At 45.9% G+C, this 22324-nt stretch carries 25 protein-coding genes and 2 tRNA genes; 20 read left to right on the forward strand and 7 right to left on the reverse strand.

Annotated features, from left to right (window positions below):
- Positions 1-65 precede the first annotated feature (65 nt).
- Together MP213Fo_RS14370 and MP213Fo_RS14375 are read left to right on the forward strand one after the other, a co-directional pair.
- Positions 66-1235 carry a FecCD family ABC transporter permease gene (locus tag MP213Fo_RS14370; protein ID WP_421089633.1) on the forward strand — a complete coding sequence of 390 codons (1170 nt, stop codon included), beginning with the start codon at positions 66-68 and terminating at the stop codon, positions 1233-1235.
- 2 nt (positions 1236-1237) lie between these two features.
- Positions 1238-2026 (forward strand): heme ABC transporter ATP-binding protein, encoded by a 789-nt coding sequence (locus MP213Fo_RS14375; RefSeq protein WP_421089634.1) that lies wholly within the window; start codon positions 1238-1240, stop codon positions 2024-2026.
- 66 nt (positions 2027-2092) lie between these two features.
- On the opposite strand, the gene rirA is transcribed toward MP213Fo_RS14375, so the two are convergent.
- The gene (gene rirA / locus MP213Fo_RS14380) at positions 2093-2557 is read right to left on the reverse strand and encodes an iron-responsive transcriptional regulator RirA (RefSeq protein WP_421089635.1); all 465 of its coding nucleotides are present in this window, start codon (positions 2555-2557) and stop codon (positions 2093-2095) included.
- 140 nt (positions 2558-2697) lie between these two features.
- Entirely contained in the window at positions 2698-3156 is a 459-nt protein-coding gene (locus MP213Fo_RS14385) for a YbaK/EbsC family protein (RefSeq protein WP_421089636.1), read from the reverse strand.
- A gap of 226 nt (positions 3157-3382) precedes the next feature.
- Here MP213Fo_RS14385 and MP213Fo_RS14390 point away from each other — a divergent pair.
- From MP213Fo_RS14390 to MP213Fo_RS14415, 6 genes are all read left to right on the forward strand, one after another.
- Positions 3383-3472 (forward strand) — tRNA-Ser (locus MP213Fo_RS14390).
- 1496 nt (positions 3473-4968) lie between these two features.
- Positions 4969-5835 (forward strand): hypothetical protein, encoded by an 867-nt coding sequence (locus tag MP213Fo_RS14395; protein ID WP_421089637.1) that lies wholly within the window; start codon positions 4969-4971, stop codon positions 5833-5835.
- The gene (locus MP213Fo_RS14400) at positions 5832-6722 is read left to right on the forward strand and encodes a glycosyltransferase family protein (protein ID WP_421089638.1); all 891 of its coding nucleotides are present in this window, start codon (positions 5832-5834) and stop codon (positions 6720-6722) included. Before MP213Fo_RS14395 ends, MP213Fo_RS14400 begins: the two co-directional genes overlap by 4 nt.
- Positions 6723-6733: 11 nt before the next feature.
- Positions 6734-8269, forward strand: coding sequence for a methyltransferase domain-containing protein (locus MP213Fo_RS14405; RefSeq protein ID WP_421089639.1), 1536 nt, complete (start codon positions 6734-6736; stop codon positions 8267-8269).
- Positions 8270-9111: 842 nt separating this feature from the next.
- Positions 9112-9185: transfer RNA gene (locus tag MP213Fo_RS14410), tRNA-Cys, on the forward strand.
- Between the two features lie 232 nt (positions 9186-9417).
- Complete coding sequence (locus MP213Fo_RS14415; RefSeq protein ID WP_421089640.1) at positions 9418-10548, forward strand: GGDEF domain-containing protein; 1131 nt, start codon at positions 9418-9420, stop codon at positions 10546-10548.
- Positions 10549-10620: 72 nt separating this feature from the next.
- Here MP213Fo_RS14415 and MP213Fo_RS14420 read toward each other — a convergent pair whose 3' ends face one another.
- Positions 10621-10968 carry a hypothetical protein gene (locus MP213Fo_RS14420; RefSeq protein WP_421089641.1) on the reverse strand — a complete coding sequence of 116 codons (348 nt, stop codon included), beginning with the start codon at positions 10966-10968 and terminating at the stop codon, positions 10621-10623.
- Between the two features lie 171 nt (positions 10969-11139).
- A complete protein-coding gene (locus tag MP213Fo_RS14425; protein WP_421089642.1) occupies positions 11140-11532 on the reverse strand; it encodes a GFA family protein in 393 nt (130 codons plus the stop codon).
- A gap of 378 nt (positions 11533-11910) precedes the next feature.
- Here MP213Fo_RS14425 and MP213Fo_RS14430 point away from each other — a divergent pair, with 378 nt between their 5' ends.
- Entirely contained in the window at positions 11911-12348 is a 438-nt protein-coding gene (locus tag MP213Fo_RS14430; protein WP_421089643.1) for a PACE efflux transporter, read from the forward strand.
- A 31-nt stretch (positions 12349-12379) separates the two neighbouring features.
- On the opposite strand, the gene MP213Fo_RS14435 is transcribed toward MP213Fo_RS14430, so the two are convergent.
- The 3 genes from MP213Fo_RS14435 to MP213Fo_RS14445 all read right to left on the reverse strand — a co-directional run bounded on the left by MP213Fo_RS14435 (position 12380) and on the right by MP213Fo_RS14445 (position 14719).
- A complete protein-coding gene (locus MP213Fo_RS14435) occupies positions 12380-13474 on the reverse strand; it encodes a tyrosine-type recombinase/integrase (RefSeq protein WP_421089644.1) in 1095 nt (364 codons plus the stop codon).
- 184 nt (positions 13475-13658) lie between these two features.
- Positions 13659-13880 carry a hypothetical protein gene (locus tag MP213Fo_RS14440; RefSeq protein WP_421089645.1) on the reverse strand — a complete coding sequence of 74 codons (222 nt, stop codon included), beginning with the start codon at positions 13878-13880 and terminating at the stop codon, positions 13659-13661.
- Between the two features lie 212 nt (positions 13881-14092).
- Positions 14093-14719 carry a LexA family protein gene (locus tag MP213Fo_RS14445; protein ID WP_421089646.1) on the reverse strand — a complete coding sequence of 209 codons (627 nt, stop codon included), beginning with the start codon at positions 14717-14719 and terminating at the stop codon, positions 14093-14095.
- An 88-nt stretch (positions 14720-14807) separates the two neighbouring features.
- Here MP213Fo_RS14445 and MP213Fo_RS14450 point away from each other — a divergent pair, with 88 nt between their 5' ends.
- From MP213Fo_RS14450 to MP213Fo_RS14500, 11 genes are all read left to right on the forward strand, one after another.
- Positions 14808-15053, forward strand: coding sequence for a hypothetical protein (locus tag MP213Fo_RS14450; RefSeq protein ID WP_421089647.1), 246 nt, complete (start codon positions 14808-14810; stop codon positions 15051-15053).
- Positions 15054-15345: 292 nt separating this feature from the next.
- On the forward strand, positions 15346-15831 hold the full coding sequence (locus MP213Fo_RS14455) for a phage regulatory CII family protein (protein WP_421089648.1): 486 nt from the start codon (positions 15346-15348) through the stop codon (positions 15829-15831).
- Positions 15828-16028, forward strand: coding sequence for a hypothetical protein (locus MP213Fo_RS14460; protein ID WP_421089649.1), 201 nt, complete (start codon positions 15828-15830; stop codon positions 16026-16028). Before MP213Fo_RS14455 ends, MP213Fo_RS14460 begins: the two co-directional genes overlap by 4 nt.
- A complete protein-coding gene (locus tag MP213Fo_RS14465) occupies positions 16021-16284 on the forward strand; it encodes a DUF2312 domain-containing protein (protein ID WP_421089650.1) in 264 nt (87 codons plus the stop codon). The genes MP213Fo_RS14460 and MP213Fo_RS14465 overlap by 8 nt, the downstream gene beginning before the upstream one ends.
- A gap of 12 nt (positions 16285-16296) precedes the next feature.
- Complete coding sequence (locus tag MP213Fo_RS14470) at positions 16297-17577, forward strand: MT-A70 family methyltransferase (protein WP_421089651.1); 1281 nt, start codon at positions 16297-16299, stop codon at positions 17575-17577.
- Positions 17574-18059, forward strand: a complete 486-nt coding sequence (locus tag MP213Fo_RS14475; RefSeq protein ID WP_421089652.1) for a helix-turn-helix domain-containing protein — start codon at positions 17574-17576, stop codon at positions 18057-18059. Before MP213Fo_RS14470 ends, MP213Fo_RS14475 begins: the two co-directional genes overlap by 4 nt.
- 61 nt (positions 18060-18120) lie before the next feature.
- A complete protein-coding gene (locus MP213Fo_RS14480) occupies positions 18121-19308 on the forward strand; it encodes a hypothetical protein (RefSeq protein ID WP_421089653.1) in 1188 nt (395 codons plus the stop codon).
- Entirely contained in the window at positions 19305-19955 is a 651-nt protein-coding gene (nusG, locus tag MP213Fo_RS14485) for a transcription termination/antitermination protein NusG (protein WP_421089654.1), read from the forward strand. Before MP213Fo_RS14480 ends, nusG begins: the two co-directional genes overlap by 4 nt.
- Positions 19956-20129: 174 nt before the next feature.
- Positions 20130-20915 (forward strand): hypothetical protein, encoded by a 786-nt coding sequence (locus MP213Fo_RS14490; RefSeq protein ID WP_421089655.1) that lies wholly within the window; start codon positions 20130-20132, stop codon positions 20913-20915.
- 33 nt (positions 20916-20948) lie between these two features.
- Positions 20949-21398: a DUF2513 domain-containing protein gene (locus MP213Fo_RS14495; protein ID WP_421089656.1), complete on the forward strand. Its 450-nt coding sequence runs from the start codon at positions 20949-20951 to the stop codon at positions 21396-21398.
- Positions 21399-21645: 247 nt separating this feature from the next.
- A complete protein-coding gene (locus MP213Fo_RS14500; protein ID WP_421089657.1) occupies positions 21646-22317 on the forward strand; it encodes a hypothetical protein in 672 nt (223 codons plus the stop codon).
- The last annotated feature ends 7 nt before the right edge of the window (positions 22318-22324 follow it).

Raw genomic sequence — 22324 nt, forward strand, 5'->3', positions numbered from 1 at the left:
GTATTTTTGCATCTGCTCGAATTGAATGTTTCGCATATGCATGGCTAAAACGGAAAGCAAAGATTTTGACTGATACTGTTGGCGACATGCCTGCTTCCCACTTTGCCAAACGCAATCTTGCTGCTGCCGTTACACCCAAAGATGTCTCGACATCTGGTGGTAAAGACGGCTTACCAGCTCTACAGGGCGATCGTTCGCGGCAGGCACGCATGATCATAGCTTTGTTGGCGGTGTTATTGGTTGCTGTAGCGCTGTTCAGCCTCACAGCCGGTGCTTCGCAGGCATCAAGTTGGGCTGTGCTTAAATCCCTGTTTTCAACTGGAATTGAGCCTGATGATATTGCCGCATTACGCGACCGGATCATCATTCTTGATATTCGTCTGCCACGTATTGCCTTGGGTATTTTGATCGGGGCTTCACTGGCGGTATCGGGCGCGGTTATGCAGGGATTGTTTCGTAATCCGTTAGCCGATCCGGGGTTGGTTGGCGTATCATCAGGTGCGAGCCTTGGTGCGATCAGCGTGATTGTGCTTGGCGGCACTTTTCTTGCGCCATTATTAAGCCTGTTCGGCATTTTTACTCTGCCGCTGGCCGCATTTCTTGGCGGTCTTGTAACCACGCTAATTCTGTATCGGGTTGCAACACGGCGCGGGCGCACATCAATTGCAACAATGCTGCTTGCCGGTATTGCGCTAGGAGCGATGACCGGTGCTTTCAGCGGTGTGATGGTTTATATTGCAGATGACCGGCAATTGCGTGACCTGACCTTCTGGGGTATGGGGTCGCTTGCAGGCGCTACTTGGGGCAAGATTTTGACCGCCGGACCAATTATTGCGCTCACGCTTTTCGCATCACCTTTTCTGGCGCGTGGTTTGAATGCTCTGGCATTAGGTGAGGCGACTGCCAATCATCTCGGATTGCCAATTCAGCGGATTAAAAATGCTGCGATTATTCTAGTGGCGGCGGCAACGGGTGCTTCTGTGGCTGTGAGTGGCGGTATCGGTTTTGTGGGTATTGTGGTGCCACATTTGCTGCGCCTTTCCATCGGGCCGGATCATCGCTACCTGTTACCGGCCTCAGCATTGCTGGGTGCCAGTATGCTGCTGCTGGCTGATGCTGTGAGCCGCACCATTGTTGCGCCTGCTGAAATCCCGATTGGCATTGTGACTGCCTTTGTTGGCGCGCCGTTCTTCCTTTGGATATTGCTGCGTCGCCGCGGCTTGCTGGACTTATAAACATGATTGAAACCAAAGATCTGGCTATTCAGCTGGGTGGTAAGACCATTCTGAAAAACGTCAATATCCGCGCAAAGCCGGGTGAGGTAACCGCTATTGTCGGGCCTAATGGCTCTGGCAAGACCACGCTGATCCGTGCTTTGTCCGGAGATCTGCCTTATACCGGTCAGGCATTGCTCGATGGCGCTTTGTTTGAAAGTTTTAAGCCATGGCAGATGGCTGAGCGTCGCGCAGTATTGCCACAAGCCAGTGCGCTGTCATTTCCGTTCACTGTACGTGAAATTGTGACATTGGGGCTTACCGGCGGTCGTTCTGGACTTGCAGCGTCAGAAGAGGCGCATTTGCCTGATCAGGCGCTGGAGCTGGTAGATTTAACCGGCTTTGGCGGCAGATATTATCAGGAGCTTTCCGGTGGCGAGCAGCAGCGGGCACAATTGGCACGTGTTCTCTGTCAGGTGTGGAAGCCGGTTCTGGATGGTCAGCCACGCTATTTACTGCTTGATGAACCGGTATCCAGCCTTGATATCCGTCATCAGATGCTGGTGATGGATATAGCGCGCAATTTTGCCGCCAAGGGTGGTGGTGTTATCACCATTCTCCACGATCTCAACCTGACTGCGCTTTATGCAGATCACGTGGTTATGGTGCATGATGGTAGTATTGATGCTTGCGGCACAGTTGCCGAGACATTTACAAATGAGCGCTTGTTGAGGGTTTATGAATGTCCGCTACAGGTTGGTGTAACGCCACCTGCGGAGCAGTTGTTTATTCTGCCGCATTCCGCGATTTGAAATCGGTACAAAAAAAGCCCTGAGCCATATTGGTTCAGGGCTTTCTATATGGGGGGCTTATTCGGTTTAATGTGCCGCAGCAATGGCACGTGGTGCCAGCTCGTCAATACCAAGCAACATACGCACATTTGGCCGTGCATCAATCAGATCCTGAATGCTGTATTTGCCAAGCACTGCAAAAAACGCGTTCAAAGCCTCACGCAAGGCTGAATTCAGCGCGCAACTGTCAACCAGCGGACATTCGGAATCACTGTCAAAACATTCAGCCATCGCGAAATTATCTTCGGTCACGCGTACAACGTCAAAAAGTGAAATTTCAGAGGCAGGGCGCCCAAGTTTTACCCCGCCATTACGGCCACGCACTGTTGTAACAATATTATTCTCAACAAGCGGCTGCAGGATTTTAAACAGAAACAGCTCCGAGACCGTATAGGCCTTGGCGATTTCAGCAATACGACTGAGATTGCCTTCATTTGCCGCGCAATACATCAGCATACGAATGGCATAATTGGTCTGTCTGGTAAGACGCATTTCAGGTCCTTTTCCGCCGCGCAACTGTGCGCTGCTAAAAACATGAGTGCAGTTTAGAACTATTCTGAATAAATATGAAGAGGTGATTTGAATTTAAAGTCACTAAAATTAATCATATTTTATGAAATAATGACAGCAATCTATTGGCACACATCTACCCACACAGCATTTGTGAGTTCTGCAAGTCGCAGCGGGTTAATGCGTACTGCACTATTTACAGCACCTGCGGCCGGCAAAACCTCTTCAAAGGCCTTCAGGGATACGTCGCAATAGATTTTCAGGTGATCAGCAACGCCAAAAGGACACACGCCTCCAACAGGGTGGCCTGTGGCCTCCAAAACGGAATCAAAATCGAGCATGCGGGGTTTGTTTTGGAACTGGTCTTTGTATTTCCGATTATCCAGCCTTGCATCTCCGCGGGCAACCAGCAGAATCACAGCATCTCCCAGCTTGAGAGAAAGTGTTTTAGCAATTTGTGCTGGCTCAACCTGATGCGCGGCGGCAGCCTCAGCCACTGTTGCAGTGCTGGTTTCCAGTTCGATAATGGCAATATCGGGAGCATGTTCTGCAAAGAAGGCTTTAACTGATTCCAGACTCATCGGGCATATTCCTGTTATTACAGCATAAAGGGCAGGGTTGATGTTCTGCCAATGGCTAAAAGGGGTGAATTTGAGACATAATGGTACATGGGTACAGGTAGTCTCAACAATTATTTGTAAACAAGCACAATAATTTAAGCCATAGCGATTGACGAAGACATATGAGTGACTGTATGTAGCCTTCATTCGCCACATCATAGTGCGTTCCGGGCTGATTTGCCCCGGAGGAGGGGTGGCCGAGTGGTTTAAGGCACCGGTCTTGAAAACCGGCGTGCGGGAGACCGTACCGTGGGTTCGAATCCCACCCCCTCCGCCATAAACGTCTGAAATAATTATGTAAAATTTTTTGACGGATTTTTAGCTTCAACGGACGCCTGGAGCAAATTCGTTTACAGCTGCAACAATGGCGCAATATTTCATTCTTACCTATTTTATAGATCAGTAATTCGCTTTAAGGTTTGACGTAAAGGCGAAGGGTGGATGACCTCGAAGTCACCCTAAAAAATATACAGTGATTAAAAACACATGCGACTAGGATCAAGTATAGGCGTGTAGATATCAGTCGAATGACTATCGTATTATCATTATCATACCATCGTTCTGTGACTTTTCAGATAAGCGTACAAAATTTGTCTCTGAACACATTTTGAGCATATCAATACAGTCATACAGTCATACAGTCATACAGTCATACAGTCATACAGTCATACAGTCATACAGTCATGCAGTCTTTGCCAAGCCATGGCAACAGTACGTTTGATGTCATCTCAAAGATATCAGATCAAAAGCCACTTACCTCCTTAGCGATCTCATTCACATCATTAATGCAAACCCGCTTTTTCACAAGTGATCTGAATATTTGGTGGTGCTGCCCTTATTGTCGACGATTTAATCTCAGCGAGTGTTCGATATTGTTTGGCTTGCTGTGTACATCCTCCAGACTTAATTGAAGCATTCGGTTTGAATTCAGGAGCGTCTCCCATATCTCTTGAAGGTTCTGAAGAGGGGGCTTGCTCTGGTCGTTCGACATGTCTCATGCCAGAGCCTCTAACAATGGGGTCAAAATCTTCTCGACTGCCTCGACTTTCTGATAAATTGCTTTTGCATGTGCTGCCGTTGCTAATTGTTGTTGTAAGTGCATTATATTTCTCCAAACTCTCTTTATTTAACTCTATGCGATCAAACACTAGAGCGGGTAACGTTCAGGTTGGATCGTAGCGCTCGCTCTAGAGTTAAGCTTTTTCGCATTGTCAAAGCTATCAAGTTGATTCAACTTGATAGTGAAATGCTCTAGTGAGAGGCCTTTCCTCTTTTTCTTTAAAATACGATCCAATGCACAATTTCAAAATCGCTTTGTTTGAGAATATATACGTTATCCTTGCCGCCTTTTACTAAAGAGGGGAAAAGTCAGTTAATGGATTTGAGAAAACCGTAAGCATCTGATGCGGATGAAAATGGCCCTAGAACGAATGCGTACTGGTACATTTTTATCCATTTGCGACTTTCTTGTGAAATGCGCGCGAAGGGCGGCGTATCTGTAGCGAAATTAGAGTCGCGTAATCCGGGCGCTGTATTAAGCTCAATTAAAGCAAATGTGCATCATGGCGTTGCACGAATATTCGTTTAGTGAGTGAGCTAAGCGTCATCAATCTGCTCTAGCTTTTTTATAGAACACGCGTCCAAAATGGCGCTGTATGACTTAATATTTATGAGCGTATAGTCATACGATTTTCACAATTAACAGCACAACATTGGACAATACTATTTCATTCAGCAATCCCTAAGACTGTATCTTGATCTAAGGAGAAGTTTTTGTCCTCTAATTCAGAACTTTTTGGCTGGGCACTTACAGAGTGCCTTTACACACTGCCTACTTCTCATACGCCAAAAACGCTTTTAGGGCACATCCCGGTGATAACACTACTTACACGGTTGGCTAATCCCAATATCGTAGTTGACCTTGGTGTATCTAAAAGTTCGGTATTAGAGGCGGCTAGCTCTGCAGTGAAGCATTTCAAATTAGATACCTCTTGTTATGGTGTTTTTGATGGAAAAGAAGATAGCTCTAATTCTGAAATAGAACATGTCTTGAAAAGCATATCTAATAATTACCCGCAATCGACAGTAATTATCGGAAATCCAAAAAAAACAGTGGATCTGTTCGTTGAGAATTCAATAGACATTCTAACAATTTCCCATCTAACAGATAGAAAAAATATAAATAAAATTATTTCGGAATGGACACCTAAGTTGTCTTCTAGTGGAATAATTATAATAACAACGATCAATCATCCAAATCACAACGATCCATTCAAAATATGTTGGCAAAACTTAAAAAAAGAATTTCCGTCTTTCGAGCTTTTGCATCAGTTTGGTCTTGGTATCGTTTTTGTAGGTAAAGAACAAAAACCTTTGATTAAGGATCTAATTAACAACCTACAAGACAATCCTTACTTCGCCTCACTCTTTAGTAGTATGTGCGAATACAACGGTGTTGTTATGCAGGAGCGATTAACGCCTCCGCAAGCCCAAGCTTTTACCAATCAGCCACCTACACGTGCAGATATTATTGCTGAACACGCTGACGCGCTCTTTAAGAACAGTCGCGCATGGAAAATACTTTCGCCTCTACTTCGTAGAACGACTGGTTTCCGTCGACTGGAAGAGGCTGCCCGATGAAGTTGCGTGTCGCGTGCCTTGGACATCGCGTCTACTTCGAAAACCATTTTTGTGAATTGAAATCGCGTTTTTTTAACGTTGCTTGGTTTGACTACGACCACTTTTCAACGACGGTCTATGCAGATTTACGTAATTATCGGCCCGATATTACGCTTATTTACAGGCCGGAACTTCATAGTACGGAAGCGTTAAATTCTTTCCCCGGGTACAAGATAGGCTTTTCTACCGAGCCGCTTCCCAAAATCTCAGCTGACGGCCTGTTAAAAACCTCTTCAGAGACGGATCGACGCCTTGCAATGATTTCTAACCTTCAAAAAGAAGGTTACAATCGTATTTATCATTACGACAGCGGGTCACGTTCCTATATTGAACGGCATCATCTGCCAATAGATGATTATGCAGTAATACCTGTAAACACGAACCATTTTAACCCTACCAGTGTTCGGAAGCCAAAATGGGATATCCTTTTCATCGGAAAGGCTACTGACCGTCGCTTGCGTATTCTATCACATTTAAAGAACTTCAATTTATCATTTTTATGGATTGAGCATGGTGTGAGTGGTAGCGAACTTGGAACGCTGTTTAAACGCTCCCGTTGTATTCTCAACATTCACGCTGATGACATCCAAGCCCTGGCGCCAAGGGTCTATTTGGCCGCCGCTTGTGGCGTCCCTGTATTGACGGACCCTACAGGTGATGAAGATTTCCCATTTTCTAAGTTAGTACGTACTTTCGATATGAATAATTTGTCACTCGATTTGGTGAGAGACAACATCGAAGATGTAATCGATTCTGGTGTTCTATCCGACAAAAATTACTTAGAAAAATGCCTTGATGACATTTCTGTAGATCGTTTTTTAATGAACGCAATCGAAAAAATAATATGAAAAGAGCATTCATGAATAGTGCTGAGCTTACGCAATATCACATGCCATCTTCATATAAAGAACGGCTTGATAACGCCTATTTCGATGATCGATCCTGCACAAGCCGGATTGTAGTTCATCAGCCTGAAGTTTATTATGGAGCAGATTTTCTCCTGCGCCAAACTGGGCGAAGTATATTGGTTGATATAGGATCGGGAAACGGAAAAAAATTAGCCGAAATTGGCTCAACAGCAAAAATTAAATATGCAATAGACTTTGGCGTGAATGTTGATTACTTCAAAGAAAACTACCCAAAATGTAAAGCTTTCGAGTTGGATCTTGAGAAAGCAGATAGTCGTCAATTACCAAAGATTGACTGGAACGATTCTATCGTAATATGCGCAGATGTCATTGAGCATCTTAGGTCGCCTCTAGGTTTAATTGAGTGCTTAAAGCATATTTACGATGCTGGTGGGATAGTCGTTTTATCAACACCTGATCGTGAGAAGCTCCACGGCTATTTGCACGAGGGGCCACCTGTAAATCCTGCTCACGTGCGTGAATGGACACTCGCTGAGCTATGCTCTTTCTTTTCCGCACATGGAATGCAGCCAGCGTTTTCTGGTTATTCGATTAATGACAATATGAAAAGGGAGAAGTTTAATAGCATTATTATATTGGACAAACAGATCAACAAAGAATGCGTTGATTTATCTGTAAACCCACTCGGTATCGTTTCATGTTACAATGACGCAGATATAATCGAGCAACTTTCTCGAAGACATTTGGAAGATGGTATTGATATACATTTTCTTGATAACTGGTCAGATGACGGGACATATGAACTGCTAGAAGCTTTACGGGAAGAGTATCCTGAAAGAGTTGCTGTAGAGAGATTTCCTGCTGAGCCTACAAAGGAGTATGTCTGGAGATCAATACTGGACCGCAAGGCTGAAATAGGTTTTCATTTTCCAGATCGCTGGATAATCCACATAGATAGTGATGAGTTGCGAGCGTCTCCGTGGATCGACGTTTCTCTAAGTCGAGGCTTAGCGATTGCTCAGGCATATAAGAGCAATGCAATTGAATTTGGTGTCGTAGAATATCCTCCGCTCAACGACGACTTTGCACGCCCAATGGATCCAACCGCTCATTTTTCACATTTTTACTTTTCGAAGCAGCCTTCCCATTTTTTGCAAACTAAAGCTTGGTTGCAAGGCGATCTCTTAGTCGACCTGTCATCAACGGGTGGGCATCATGCTCAATTTCCATCAAAAAGCGTCTTTCCTTATCGCTTCACTCTTAATCACTTTCCTATCCGTTCCTCACAACATGGCCTGAAAAAAGTCTTAAAAGATAGGAAGCCACGCTTCAGTTCTCAGGAGAAAAATGAGATGGGCTGGCACACCCACTATGATATGGTGACGGACGGCTATCGTTTCATCAGCCTGAAGGAGTTTAATATTGAGCATGGACCGGATTTTCATGAGCGATATTTACTCGAAATTATCACGGATGTTATCTTGCAACGAATGCAGGGGCGATTAATATTTAACTCTACCGGTTAATGGGCCTGTTAGACACAATGCTGTTTGCCAAGTCTATCCGTAGGCCTATGTTGAGGTGTAATCAAAATAAACCCATGCTAAATTCTACAGGACGAAATCCGCATCACAGTTACAGATTTGTTTAATGGTCCGGATTTTACCCTGCATGCAGAAACACAAATTACCAGTATTACGGATATAAATAGATTGAGGGACAAAATATTGTGGTAATGCTGAAAATCATGACTATCCGATACTCTGTGTGATAAATAAAATTAATCACACAGAAACGAAAGTCCAAAATCTGAAAACCAATGCAATTTGTGAATGCTTGCCATAAACCATTCCTCAGGAGTTTTGTCTGGTCACATTGCGCAAGAAGATTTACCAATGCATTAGGAAATTGCAAACTGATCTTCATGATTAACTGTATCACTACAACAATACGCGCTCCTATCAAGGGGAGATGTGCACGGAAAAAGACCGATCGAGACAATGATTGACGATAAAACGAGTTGGCAGGAAAAACTTATAGGCTGAAATATGCCTAATAGATATCACAACAAAACCGCTAACTCTCAGATGAAGTCGGAACTAATATCTATCCATGATCTAATCATAAAATTTAAAATTCTCAGCTTTTAATTATTTTAACAAATAATTCAACGGAACATCATTTGTTAAAGACTCTGCTTTTTGTGACCATGCATGGTAAGGAGCTTTGAACTTTTATGTGTGTTTTCGAATAAGTATGCTGAATAAGTTGAGGAATTTTCTTAGGATGGCTTGACGACTGATGATTCCTCCCATAATGAACAGCCATACTAATTCGGAGAACAGCTTTCTGATTTAGCTATTAGTGAGGCCTCGTGGCGGAGTGGTTACGCAGAGGACTGCAAATCCTTGCATCCCGGTTCGATTCCGGGCGAGGCCTCCATTTAAAACCTAAGCAATTGAAATAATTATATTAATAAGTTCAATTCCCTCACTAAGCTAAAAGGTGAGGGGTTCAATGTTATAAATACAGCCCTAAGCTTTCAAAATTAAATTTATTTAGTGTAAAAACAAGTTAAGTATGATCTATAATACTTGCTTATAAGAAACATATGTAAACTATGTTCACATTTTTTACGAAATATATGTACAATAAAATGAGCATTTGATTTTATATGGTTAGCTTGGATTTCCTCACTCTTTACATAGTAATATTTTTGAATGGTTTGGCTGTTTCAGTTGTATGGGCAGCCTTTGCTTATAAATATTATCCTAATTTAGTATCACGTGATTTATTTATAGCGAATTTTCTATCACTTATTGGCGGTGCTGTATTAATTATACAGGGTAATAAAGGTCAGTTGGTACCGGCGATCGTTGGCAACACAATTATCATTTTTGGTTTTTGCCATTATGTCATGGGAATGCGTCGTTCTAATGGGCAAAAACCTGGCATTTTAGCAGCTGTCTTTTACACGGCTTCTATGACACTTCTAATGATCGCATTTCATAATGATGATCGGGCAAGGAGCATTGTTTATGCACTTGGCCAGGCAATTGTGATGATATCTAGTGTTTACTACCTATTAAGCTACCGGCCTGTTTTATTAGGTGCATATATAGCTGCAGTAGCGTTTTTCTGTGCTTCTCTCGGCCAGTTAATGGTCATCATAGGCAATACTGGCGTGATTACAGGGGTGTTATCGTTCTCTGTGTTTTATCAATTGGCGTCTTATTCTCTCGTGACGACTATTTTTTGTGCGACAGTTTGGAACTTGGGGCTTGTCATACAGATGGTTGATCGATTGCATGATAACCTACATCAGCTTTCAGAAACTGACGAACTAACCGGAATCGCTAATCGTCGCGCATTGGGTAAATACCTCAATCACGCACAGCTTCTCCATGCTAAGTCTGGCATACCTTATTCAGTTATTGTTGCAGATTTAGACCAATTTAAAACTTTGAACGATACGTATGGTCATTCAGGAGGAGATACTGCGTTGAGATCTTTTGCTAATGCACTCTCGTCATTTGCAAAGGCAGATGATCTCGTTGCTCGTAGTGGCGGAGATGAGTTTTGTATGGTGCTTGCTGGTGCCACATACGAAGAGGCTAGACAGGCTGCATTAAAGTTCAAAAATCATCTTGCTGATACCGAGATTGATATATGTGATCATAGTATAATATTATCTGCGAGTATTGGTATCGCTCAATCTAGTGAGGGTTTAAGTGCCGAAGATGTACTAACTTTAGCAGATACAAATCTTTATAAAAATAAAGCAGCTTTATATAAAATATTTTGATATTTTTTATATTTATATTACACCAGCCCAAAAATATTGATTGGCTGGTGTAATATGTAGTTTATTTGACTCTTAAAGAGCAGCTAATGCTACTTCACAAGCCCGTGCCAAATCACTATTTGGTTTATCGGCTCCGAGTGGTGTAGCCCAGCCAGCTTTCTCAATCACGCCGCGACGATTGTAACCAGATGCTGCTTTCAGTGCCGTTAACACCTCTGACGAATTAATATCGCTCTTAGCTAACGCAAGACAATAAGGTGTCATTACCGTTGTTACAGCTGTCATAGCTGCTGCGTCAGATTGCTTTTGTGCTGTGGATGCTGAAACCCAGCCCCCCCAATTAAAACCTATGATAGCCAAGGCTATAGCTCCAACACCAGCTCCAACGAGAGCTGGTTTGATCCATACTGGCATATTCATGTTTGCGTCCGATCTATGAGAGTAGAGGTACAAAATTGCACGTCCCCTTGCTATTTCTAGCATATAAAAAATTACGACGCTTATATATTACCAGTCACACCCATCAGACTTGTAGCTAAACCGACATTTTAATAAAAAGTGTAATACTGTGTAGAAGCTTTTTTCTTTGCCTTAATTTTCTAAGCGATTTGATGAACTACGATCACGGTCGTATTTTTTTGTATTGGGAAATTCAGGTAGCCAATTTTCACGATGAATGGTCCAGAGTTCATAACTTGGTTCCAGTTGTGAAGACTTATTTAGGGAACCCAAGTTTATTTCAATCTCATCATTGGTCCGTGAAAAAACTGATGATCCGCATTGAGGACAAAAAAACCTACCAGCATAATCACTAGTTATACCGTGAATTGTTACGGCTTCCTGGGAAAAAACAGCTGAAGCATGAAATACAGCGCCGTGATGTTTGCGGCAGTCATAGCAATGACAAATTCCAACTCTGCATGGGGGGCCTGATGCCACAATACGCACATTACCGCACAAGCAGCTACCTATAAATAGATCCATTTTTGGCCTCCTAAGAAACTAATTTCAAAGATTTTATACTAAATATATACTTTTTCTAATTATATCCGGCGAGCAAGCCTGCTTTAAGTGGTTTCTAATCTGGGTATGAAAGCAGTTAGTATCAGCTAAAATGCCACGTGATATATTGCGTTCTATAGATAAATTGCTAAGGAAATTTGAGTCATAAGGGATATGGAACCTAGTCGGAACTCATAAGCGAATTCTAAAATATGTCTGACTATCTGTTGACTTGTGCTATAATGATCCCTATTTCTCTCGATAGCAGATGGAAAACCGCGATCTGCTTCAATCCCCTTATATTTAAGTGCCGGGGCGTGCCGGCTCTACAAGTTAGATTTGCTAGCTCAGGAGCTGACTATGTTCGTTCTTCCGCCGCTTAAGCGGCGTATTCTCTATGTTGGAACTTTTGAAATAATAGCTATTGCCGCCTCAACGGTTATTCTTATGATGTTGAGTGGTAGTGATGTCGAAGGCTCTTTACCAATCGCAACCGTGATTTCTCTCATCGCAGTAGCATGGAATTATACCTACAACCTTTTCTTTGAAAAATGGGAAGCCAAGAGACAGGCTACAGACCGGTCTCTTATGGTTCGTATTGTACATGCGTCATTATTTGAGCTTGGCTTGTGTCTGATTATCGTTCCACTTTATATGGCTTGGTATAGTGTGGGTTTTTGGTTGGCATTTCAGATGGAGGCAGTGTTACTGTTTTTCTTTCTGGTCTATACCTTTGTATTTACTTATATTTTCGATATGATAATTGCACTTCCACAAAGTGTTACTGTTCAAAAATAGCCAATCTGACTTATAGGTGGGGACAGCAAGTCTAAGGTTTCGGTCTATCTTTATTGCTGTCCTCATTCAGTTTGCGCGTCAATGCTATTTCAGTTTCAATCTGGCCAGCGACACGCCTTGAGTTTCTGATGCAAAGTCGAACTCTGTCGGCACCTTTGGTATAAAGTTCAGCTTGCTTCACATTTGACCATCCGTATTGGGCCATCAACTCATGCGTGGCAGCGCCTGCTTCTGCAGAGAGTGTGGCCGAGAGCTTGCGTAAGCCGTGTGCGCTTTTCTTAATCCCAGCGTCATTACAACGATCCCGAAACCAATTGCCAAAACTTTCAGTGGCAAATGGCGTTCCTGCTTCACTAATTAGAAAAGAAGTGCTGCCCGTTTCTGTGGCGCTGATTACATCTAAAAGGGCATTAGGAAATTCTATGGTAATTGTAGAGCCGGTCTTTTGAGTTTGGAGTGTAAAAATGCTGCCCCGCAGATGCTGCCAGCCAGCTCGCACTACGTCTGAACGACGAAGCCCTGTATGAAGCAGTAATTCAACTGCAAGACGTGGCTTACTGCCTATGGGCCATCTATCGAAAAATTGCAGTAAATCAGTCATTGTCCATGGTGCAAAACCTGCAGATTTATATTTTAATGGAAACACTCCAGCGGTCGGATCAATCACCACATAATCATTTTGTAGTGCCCAGCTAAACACACCTCGCATAGCTTTGAGAAAGTGGTTGGCTTGTGCTGGCGTTTCTGAACGCGCTTCAACTGCTGCAACAATTGATTTTCGATCAATGGCTGTATAGAGCGTATTGTTGGATCTTTTGATTACATTGAGAAAAATATTTTCTCTTTGTTTTCGGGTTGCCGGTGAGAAAGCTTTCCAGCTCGAACTTTCCCTATAATGATCTATGAGCCAGCGTAATGTATTAGGTGGTGAAATAATGCCGCGTGGTGTTTCGATTTTATATCCAATAATTGCTTGCTTATAAGCTTCCTTGAATTCAGGTGTGTTGAGTTCATCGGGCAGGCGGATGCGCTCACCTTTACCTATGCGATAAAAATACTTCACACGACCGTGGCGGCTAACTTCTCGCACAACATAGAGGGGGAGCTTGCTTTTGATTTTCGGCATTAGAGTCGTACAATGCCTCTCTGTTCAGTGGTCAAGGAAAGTAAATCACCCGGCTTAGCTGGATGCACGGAAAGTGAACCGTCTGCATCAAGGCGTACGTTGACCCCTTGTTCTTTAGCTATAATCGCAGCGGTTCTTATTTGCGCGCGTGTAAATTTAAGCTTTTCGCGTAACGCTCTTTGGGTCATAGCGAGGCTACCTTTACCGATCGTTTGCGAGCAAGGCTGGCTGCGCGAAGGCCGTAAAGGGTAATGTCAGTCATGGAATGACCGCGACCGTGCAGGTTCTCCGGCGTGACCGGCTCGCCTGCAGCATCCATGTCTTGCATGGTTGCTGCCATTTCATCCAAAGTCAGCTTATCCCACATTGTGAGCGCTGAGGCTGGGATGGTTTCATAAAGAATCATAATTACACCTCCAAGTGATTGTGGGAGGTGAAGGTCTTTGAATTGAGCCATTCACCTATGCGGTATGGTTCAATTCATAGTGCGATAAATATACCGCGTCAATACCGGGTGCGATAAATATACCGCACCTGTATTTTGTCGCTGTTTGATGTCTGAGAATCAAATTTTGTCGCTATTAGAAGGGCCGTGGGGTTTCGAAGTGATTGTTAGGGTTACATATCGATCATAGAACGTCTGACGCGGCCAATAATAGTAATGGCTCCCTCAAGACTTGGCGCGGGAATTACTTTGTATGATGCTGGTTGAAAAGGTGGGTCATCGTTCGGACGGTAACGTTTGTAGGTCGCTTGACCCGTTTCGTCGGCAATCACGTAGCAACCATTGGTTACAAGGCGTGTATCAGATCTATTCACAAGGATTATTGAGTCAGGCGGGGATATCTTGTTCATTGATGGGCCATCAACGCGCAAAGCTATCCAATCACCCTCTGGCAAGTCTGATGCTGACACAGTTGGGTAGAAACTAAAGTCTTCTACGCTCTCTTGGTGACCAAGTTCTCCAGCGCTTACCCATGATATTAAAGGGATATAGGTAGTTGTTACAGGTCGGAAGCCCATCGGAGCATCTGGCGGGCCGTCACCATCCTGAAGCCATGTTTCAGTTGTGCGCAGAACCTGTGCGAGTTTCGTCAGATTAACGCCGCGCGGTGACGCAGATTTTCCGGTGACTATGTTGCGGATAAAAGCATCGCTTAGCCCCGCCTCTAGGGAGGCGCTGCGCATTGAAAGGTTCAGCTTATCAAGTCTTTGACGGATGCGTTCTTTAATATCATTTGTCATAATGAGGTATCTTAACCGCATTTTGATCGCTTTCTTAGCGGTAAAAATACCGTTGACTGCGCGGTAAATTTATCGCATTGATGTTTTCATGATGTTGAAAACAGCTCTTATAGAAATTTCAAAACGATATGCTTGTGCGAAGTGTTTAAGTGTTTCGCGAGTTTCAACCCTCGTTTTTGGTGATGGTAAAGTCATTGCTCGGTTAGAGGCAGGGGCAGGGATCACCACCGACAGATTTGAATTAGGTATCCGTTGGTTCTCCACAAACTGGCCGGAACAAGCTGTTTGGCCAGCTGATGTTTATCGCCCTTATCCTGATGAGGTGGTGCAATGATCCTGCCCCCTCAACAAACACTACATCCACATGCCTGTCACGGAAATCACCCGATTAAATCTTTCCTGATCCTCTGCCGCTTCCTCCCACGGCAGATGTTGGCCTGCCTTTGCGCTTTTTCCCTTCTAAGTGCGAAGGCAGGTATTTTTAAAAATTTAATTGACGCCATGAATAATAAACGGTTAAAAATATCACAACGCCCATCACCCAACGCCTGGGGGCGGAGAAAAGCCTGCCAGAGAGATTCTACCCCCGTAGCTCTTGAGGTAGGCTTTTTCTTTGAGGTGGCGCTATGAGCGTCCTTCGTCCCACAAGCGAACAACAGCGTCGGCAATTGAAGGCCACTGTACGTCGTTTGCTTGAACTCGCTGGCGGCGTCACAAGCTTTGAGCACGTGACGCGGGTTAAAGCGCCAGCACTTTCCAAATATGGCTCTCCTGATGATACGGCAGCACATATGCCGGTCGATGTGGCTATGGATCTGATGCTAGATACCGGTTCAAACGGTATCGTCTCAGCCATGGCTGCAATGCTTGGTTATAAGCTTGTCGCACTTGAATCTGACGGGCAGGGCGCTGTTCTTCCGACGATAACCGATATTGCACATGTTGTGCGCGATAGCAGCGATGTTGTCGATGCGCTAGCGCATGCGCTTACCGACGGTAAAATATCGGCTGCCGAAGAGCGTGAGATTTCTAATAAAATTGAAAAGAGCGTGCAGGATCTGCGCGTCATTCAGCGCAAAGCGAAAGAGGCTGCGACTGGTGGTGCTTCATGACGCGCCGATTTCGCATGCACGGCGCAGAGCCGTTTGTTTCTCATTCCCGATATGGCGCGGCGCGTTCCAAAGCCGTGCTTAAAAAATATCCCAACCATGCAGACCGGCTGGCACGGCTGACCATTGAAGGCCGCTTGCAAAAGCACTGCCTTGCGCCCGTGCGTGCCGATTTTAAGCGGAGGCAAGATCATGACTGATGAAATTACAATGGAAAGCTCACAGACAATTGCAGTCGGTCAGCTTCGTGCCTTCATCGAGCGCATTGAGCGGCTTGAGGAAGAAAAGAAGACGATCTCCGAGGATATCAAGGAAGTTTTTGGGGAGCTGAAAGGCACCGGCTTCGACAGCAAGGCAGTGCGAACCATCATTCGTCTTCGCAAAATGGAGCTGCATGAGCGCCAAGAGGAGGAAGCAATGGTGCAGCTCTACATGGATGCGTTGGGCATGGAATAAGTGGGGGCAAAGATGATGAATACAACTTATGACGCATATAATCTTGCGCCGGTGCCTGTGTCCGTGAAGGCGAAAAAACCGGTAAACCGCAAACCTGCAACCAAGGCCAAGCCTACTCCTTATCCGGCGCATCCGCTTGCTGATCTGTTTCCGATGATTGCGGAAGCGGAGCGCACAATGTTGGCCGATGATATTACCGCGCACGGGCAGCATGAGCCGATTTTGTTGCTTGAAGGCATGGTGCTGGATGGCCGCAACCGGCAATGGGCTTGTATTCATGCAGGTATCAAGCCTGTGTATGAAGATTATTCAGGTACTGATCCGCTCAACTTTGTACTTTCAAAGAATTTGCACCGCCGACATTTGACTGAAAGTCAGCGAGCGCTTGTTGCTGCTTCGATTGTTGATTGGGAGCGCGGTGTAAATCAGAATACGGCAGGGGCTGCAAATTTGCAGACCCGTACGGCAGCGGCGAAACTTTCTATTTCTGAACGCGCTGTTCATTCTGCAAAGCGTATTCATGAGCATGGTTCTCCAGAGCTGCTCGCCGCTATCCGTGAGGGCCGCGTGTCTGTGCATGCCGGTGAAGCGCTCTCAGAGCTGCAACATTCTGAGCAATGCAAGGTTCTGCGCCAAGAGCAAAAGCAGATTGTTGCCAAGGCGAAAGAGATCCGCACCGAAAAGCAGAAGCTGAAACACACAGTTCGTTTAGCGCATATGGCGATTGTTGCGAGCGCTGGCAAAGCGACCGCACCTGATCAGCTGTTGAGGCGCTATCCGGTATTTTATGCCGATCCACCTTGGAAGTTCGGCGTTAGATCGGAGCAAACCGGTGGTGATCGTAGCGCTGAAAACCATTACCCGACAATGGAAACGGATAAAATCTGTCAATTGATGGCGACACTTGGCAATCCGGTTGCAGATGATGCCGTGCTGTTTTTATGGGCAACCAATCCGATGCTTCCACAGGCTTTACAGGTCATGGAAGCTTGGGGCTTTCAGTATGTGCATCACTGGATTTGGGACAAAGCCGTTGCCGGAACTGGATATTGGGGACGCGATCGCCATGAGCTGCTGTTGATCGGCAGGCGCGGCGATGTGGTGGCACCACTGCCGGGCACTCAGCCTGAGACAGTACACAGCGAGAAAAAGGGGCGGCATTCGGCCAAACCTGCATTTTTCGCCGAGGAGATTGAGAAGCTTTACCCAGGCGTTCCACGATTAGAAATGTTCTGCCGCACACCACGTGACGGCTGGGATGCATGGGGATATGAGGCGGGAGGCGCATCATGATTGTCGCATCCTATCGCAATACAGAAAGAGGCATTAGCGCTGCACGTCATAACTCAGTCGTTTTGCCTTTTATCGCGCCCGTTAAACCGCAATTGTTTGAGACCGATTATTCATTGGTACCACTGGCAGCGCGCAGATTTGAACGATTTATGGATGCTGTCAGTGCTGAATTGGCCGCTCGCCACCTCATCAATGAGCAAAGCCGATATCGCGCGAATTTCGAGCGGATCGTACAACGGTTAAGCCGTGTCTTTCAGGTGAGTATGGTTGATCTGCACTCGGCACGATGTGACCGAAAGGCCTCACATTCACGACAGGCGATTTACTATTGGGCATGGAGGCTGACACGGCTTTCCTCACCTCAAATTGGCAGACGGCTCGGCAACCGCGATCACACCACAGTTTTGCATGGGATATCCGCCTATCAGCGCAAGCGTGCGCAGATGGGACGGCACCTTCGCGCATTAAGGAAGGGCGGCTGATGAGATCACGTCCGGTCTATTACGATGTATGGCGGAGGGTAGCGCAATGAGTATTGCTGTTATGTCCCGTCTATTCAAGGTGCAGCTAGGTACTGCAGGACGTAAAATGCTGGCCATTCGTTTGGGCGATTTTGCGGACGATGAAGGACGTGGAATCTGGCCGTCAGTTGGACGACTTGCAGTTGAAACAGACCTGTCACCACGCCAAGTTCAGCGATTGCTGGCCGATTTTGTGACGGAAGGTCTGCTTAAAATCATCAAAGAAGGTGGTGGCGGACGCGGTACTACGACACGATATGACTTCGATATGGATGTGGTTGAGCGTCTGATTATTGAGCAAAAGGCTAATATTAAGGGTGACACCATGTCACCCTTAGAAAATCTTAGGGTGACATCCATGACAGTTAAGGGTGACATCCACGACAGTTTAGGGTGTCACCATGTCACCCAAACCGTAATAGAACCATTAGATAAACCATCATTTGAGAGAGAGGTGCGCGAAAGCAATTTTGAAAAAGATCAGGTTGATGAACATTCAACCGATGATCCTTCAAAGTTTGAACGGCGCGTCAAAAAGATTGCTCACGACACTCAGTGGCACAATTGGGCAAAATCTCCGACTGAATGGGCTGTGAAGCAATTTGCCAGGCTCACTGATGCGGAGCGTGCTGAGGCTGAACAGAAAGCGATGGCTTATGCGCGGCACTGCGGCAAGCAAGTTGTTCCACTCAGTATATATTTCCGAGATCGTAAGTGGGCAGACCTGCCAGCAACTGTGCTTCAGGCACTGGAAGCGGATGAGGCAAGATCATCTGGTGTGCGTAAAGTTGCTGCACCATACGGCAAGATGTGGGGTGCAGGCCGCATTGCGGAGTTGCTGGGTGGTGCAAAGCCGCTCACCCGTCCATCAAAGTTCATTGAGAGCATGATCTTGCAGGGCGGTGACGTGGGTGCACGTTACAAACGTGATTGGCTAATGAAGGCAGGGTTTCCAAAGGTTGTCGAAATGCACGAGGCCGCTAAGTCTCGCCGCGGTTACATCGTGGATGAGAAATATCTCGCTGTTTGTGATCACATGGAGCAGGTGCGGGTAGGCGGAGATCTATGGGCGCAATGGCGTGATCTGCATGAGCAAAATGGCTGGTTGTGGTTTGATGAAAGCGATGTGCCTGAGTGGGTTTGGTTCCCCGTTGGCGGAGCTGAGAAGCTAAACAATTTTAAAGAAATGCTTTCAGAGGTAGTGAAATGATGATGCCAAACAATAAAGCTTTTGAAGAATCACGCATCCTTGAAACGGCAAAAAGACTGGATGAACGCGACCCAGACCGAATCAATAAGCGCATGCAGGATAAGTTTTTGGCTATTGCTGCAGGTCATGAGCAATCGAACAAGCAGTGGTTTGTTCTTCGTACTGCTCACAATAAAGAAAAAGATGTGTGCATATCAATACTAAATTACGGCATTGAGGTTTGGTTGCCACTTAAAAAGAAGGTTCAACCGCGCCGTTATACCAAACCAAGCAAGGAAGTTGAGATGCCCATATTCAATGGATATCTGTTTGTTAAGGTGGTGCCTTGTGCTGAAAGTTGGGTTGGATTATCGCGTATTGATGGAGCCGTTTCTTTGATATCTGGGCAACAAGGCGCACTTGTAGTCAGCGATCAATATATGAGTGATCTCAAGTGTTTGACTGACGTTGGTTTATTCGACACTTCAAGATCAATGCCGCGTTATGAGAGCGGTGAGCGGGTGTCATTCCCTGTAGGGCATGCGGGTGTATTTGAGGGTGTTATTGATGGCTATGTTGGTACTAGGGCAGTGCGTGTTCTTTCCTTCATATTTGGGCAGGAAAGAGTAATTGAAGTGCCTCTTGCCAATTTAATAAAAGCAGCATAGCTCTTTTAGCAGGGACGACCTGTGGACTGTGGAGCGTAAAGCTTCCGACACCCTGTAGCAGCCAATATGGCAGAGCTCGGCACGGATCCCGGAGAAGCGACTGATAAGATCAGCAACCGCTTCTCCCCAAGTGCGAAGCTATGAGCGAATTTCTTCAACTCAGGAAATCCAATTATGCTCAACGTCACCTCATCATTGAGCGGCCCGTTGCAATCAGATGGGCCAGCTGCTTACTTAAACTTTGATACCAGCAGTTGGGAGCGGGAACTTGATCGCTTTGAGCGTGAGACTATCCCGAAAGCCACGATTACTGCTTTGAACCGCACAGCTGCTGTAGGCCGATTGGCTGTGCAGGATGAGATGGAAGCCAAGCTTGATCGCGTCACTCCATTTGCTAAGCGTGGTGTCGCCTATGAACAAGCGAGCAGCTCCAAACTATCAGCAGCTGTTATCATTGCCGGTAAATCATGGGCTAAGAATTCAACACCACCGGCCAACTATCTGACACCGCAATTCTTTGGTGGTCAGCGCAATCTTAAATCCTTTGAGCGGCAGCTGATCAGTGCAGGGCATATGGCTAAGGGGCTTTATGCGGTACCGGCGCGCGATTGTCCGCTTGATCAATATGGCAATGTTCGTGTGGCTTTGATTGTACGGATACTGGCCGACCTGCAAATTACGGAACGAACAGCAGGTTATAACCGCAAGCGTACCGAGGCCTCTACCAGGCGCAATGCCCGCTATAAGAACGCGCGGTTCTTTGTACCAGAGCGCGGATCACATTTGCACCCGGGGGTATGGCAGCGAAACCCGATCGAGAATTCAATCAAGCCAATGTTGTTGTTTGTGCGTATGCGCTCTTACACGCGAACGATAAATTTTCATGAGACAGTGCAGCGCGTGGCAGAAGAACGCTTTGGGCGATATTTTGCGGAAGCGATTGGCAAGTTCGCTAGATAATTTACCTTACGTATTAAATAACAGGAGACATTTATGTCAGGCATAGACCATATTGCTCGTGTTTATAAATATAGCGTGGGGGCTGACATGAAGCTCAATATGGATTTAGTAAGAACGCTTCTTCTTTATGTTGAGGAAAAAGCAGATCGTCCAATATCTAATCTTGAGAATATACTTATCGAAGATTGGTCTTCAGATGACGTTGCCTATCATGTCATGTTGTGCGAGGAAGCAGGCTTTATAGTTGCACAAATTGATACCATGCCCGATATTGAAGATCCGGTCATCTTACATGTGAATTATACGGTGTATCGATTAACACTCAATGGCCATGAATTTCTCGATGCTACCCGTGCCCCGCAACATTGGATTGCAATTAAGGGTAATGCACAAAAGCTTGGCGTAAATAGCCTGAAGGCCGTGGGACGAATTGCTGAAGATTATATCACACACCTAATTAAGCAGAGCTTCACTGGCGGCTAAGCTCTAGGATGAGACCATCCACAAACAGGCGCACCAATATTCAGTTCGACCGGAGGGGCCTTTCCCGACATTTGGGGTCCTTCCTGACGCATGTTGGTCACGGGTATTTCGCACCGCAGGTCTTGGTTAGTCTGAGCCTGAATTTGAAGCCTAAAGTCGAGGGCTAAAGACCTAAAGTCAGCACTCAAGTCAGACGCTTAAAATCAGGCTTGGTTGTGATAGATCAGAACTTTCATGAAGGGCGGCTATGCTGACAGATCAGACGCTTAGCAAAGGCGAGTTTGCGAAGCTAATCAATGTTTCTGCCGGCCGGATCTCGCAATATATTGCCTCAGGCCAGATTGGCCCTGATGCGCTGCAGGGCGAGGGACGCAGTGCGCGCATTGTCGTGGATCGGGCACGGCGCCAGCTCAATGGCCGGCTGGATGTTGCGCAGCGTGTCGGGCTGAATGGTTTGAGCACACGCATAGCGATGGGACCGGTTGAGCAAGCAGATAACGCTCCGCTGCTCCAACAGCCCGATAAGCGCCCGCTTGAGACGTTCCAGACACAAAGCGATCTGGTTGCAGATCAGATTGCGCGCGAAAAGCTTGAGCAAGCCAAAATGGCAACGGCGCGGATCAAGCGCGAGGAGGCCCTGGCCTCAGGTCGGTTTATTCTGGCTGATGAGGCAAGGTCCGAGCTGACACGCGGGGTAGCTATGGCTTACCGTGTCATGGAGGGTGGATTGTCTGATATGGCCACGCATCTGGCGGGACGGTTTGAACTCCCGCAGCGCGATATTTTACATCACCTGCAGCAGGCGTTTCGCAAAGTGCGTGAACGCGCAGCGCAAGGGTTTGCAGAGCAACAGGCAATGGTGCCGCAAGTGTTAGATGATCCTGATCTGCTTGATGAGGGGGATCACCAGAGCGATTGAATGGTTG

The organism is Pseudochrobactrum mosebachae, assembly GCF_048914685.1.
In the GTDB taxonomy this organism is placed as follows: Bacteria; Pseudomonadota; Alphaproteobacteria; order Rhizobiales; family Rhizobiaceae; genus Pseudochrobactrum.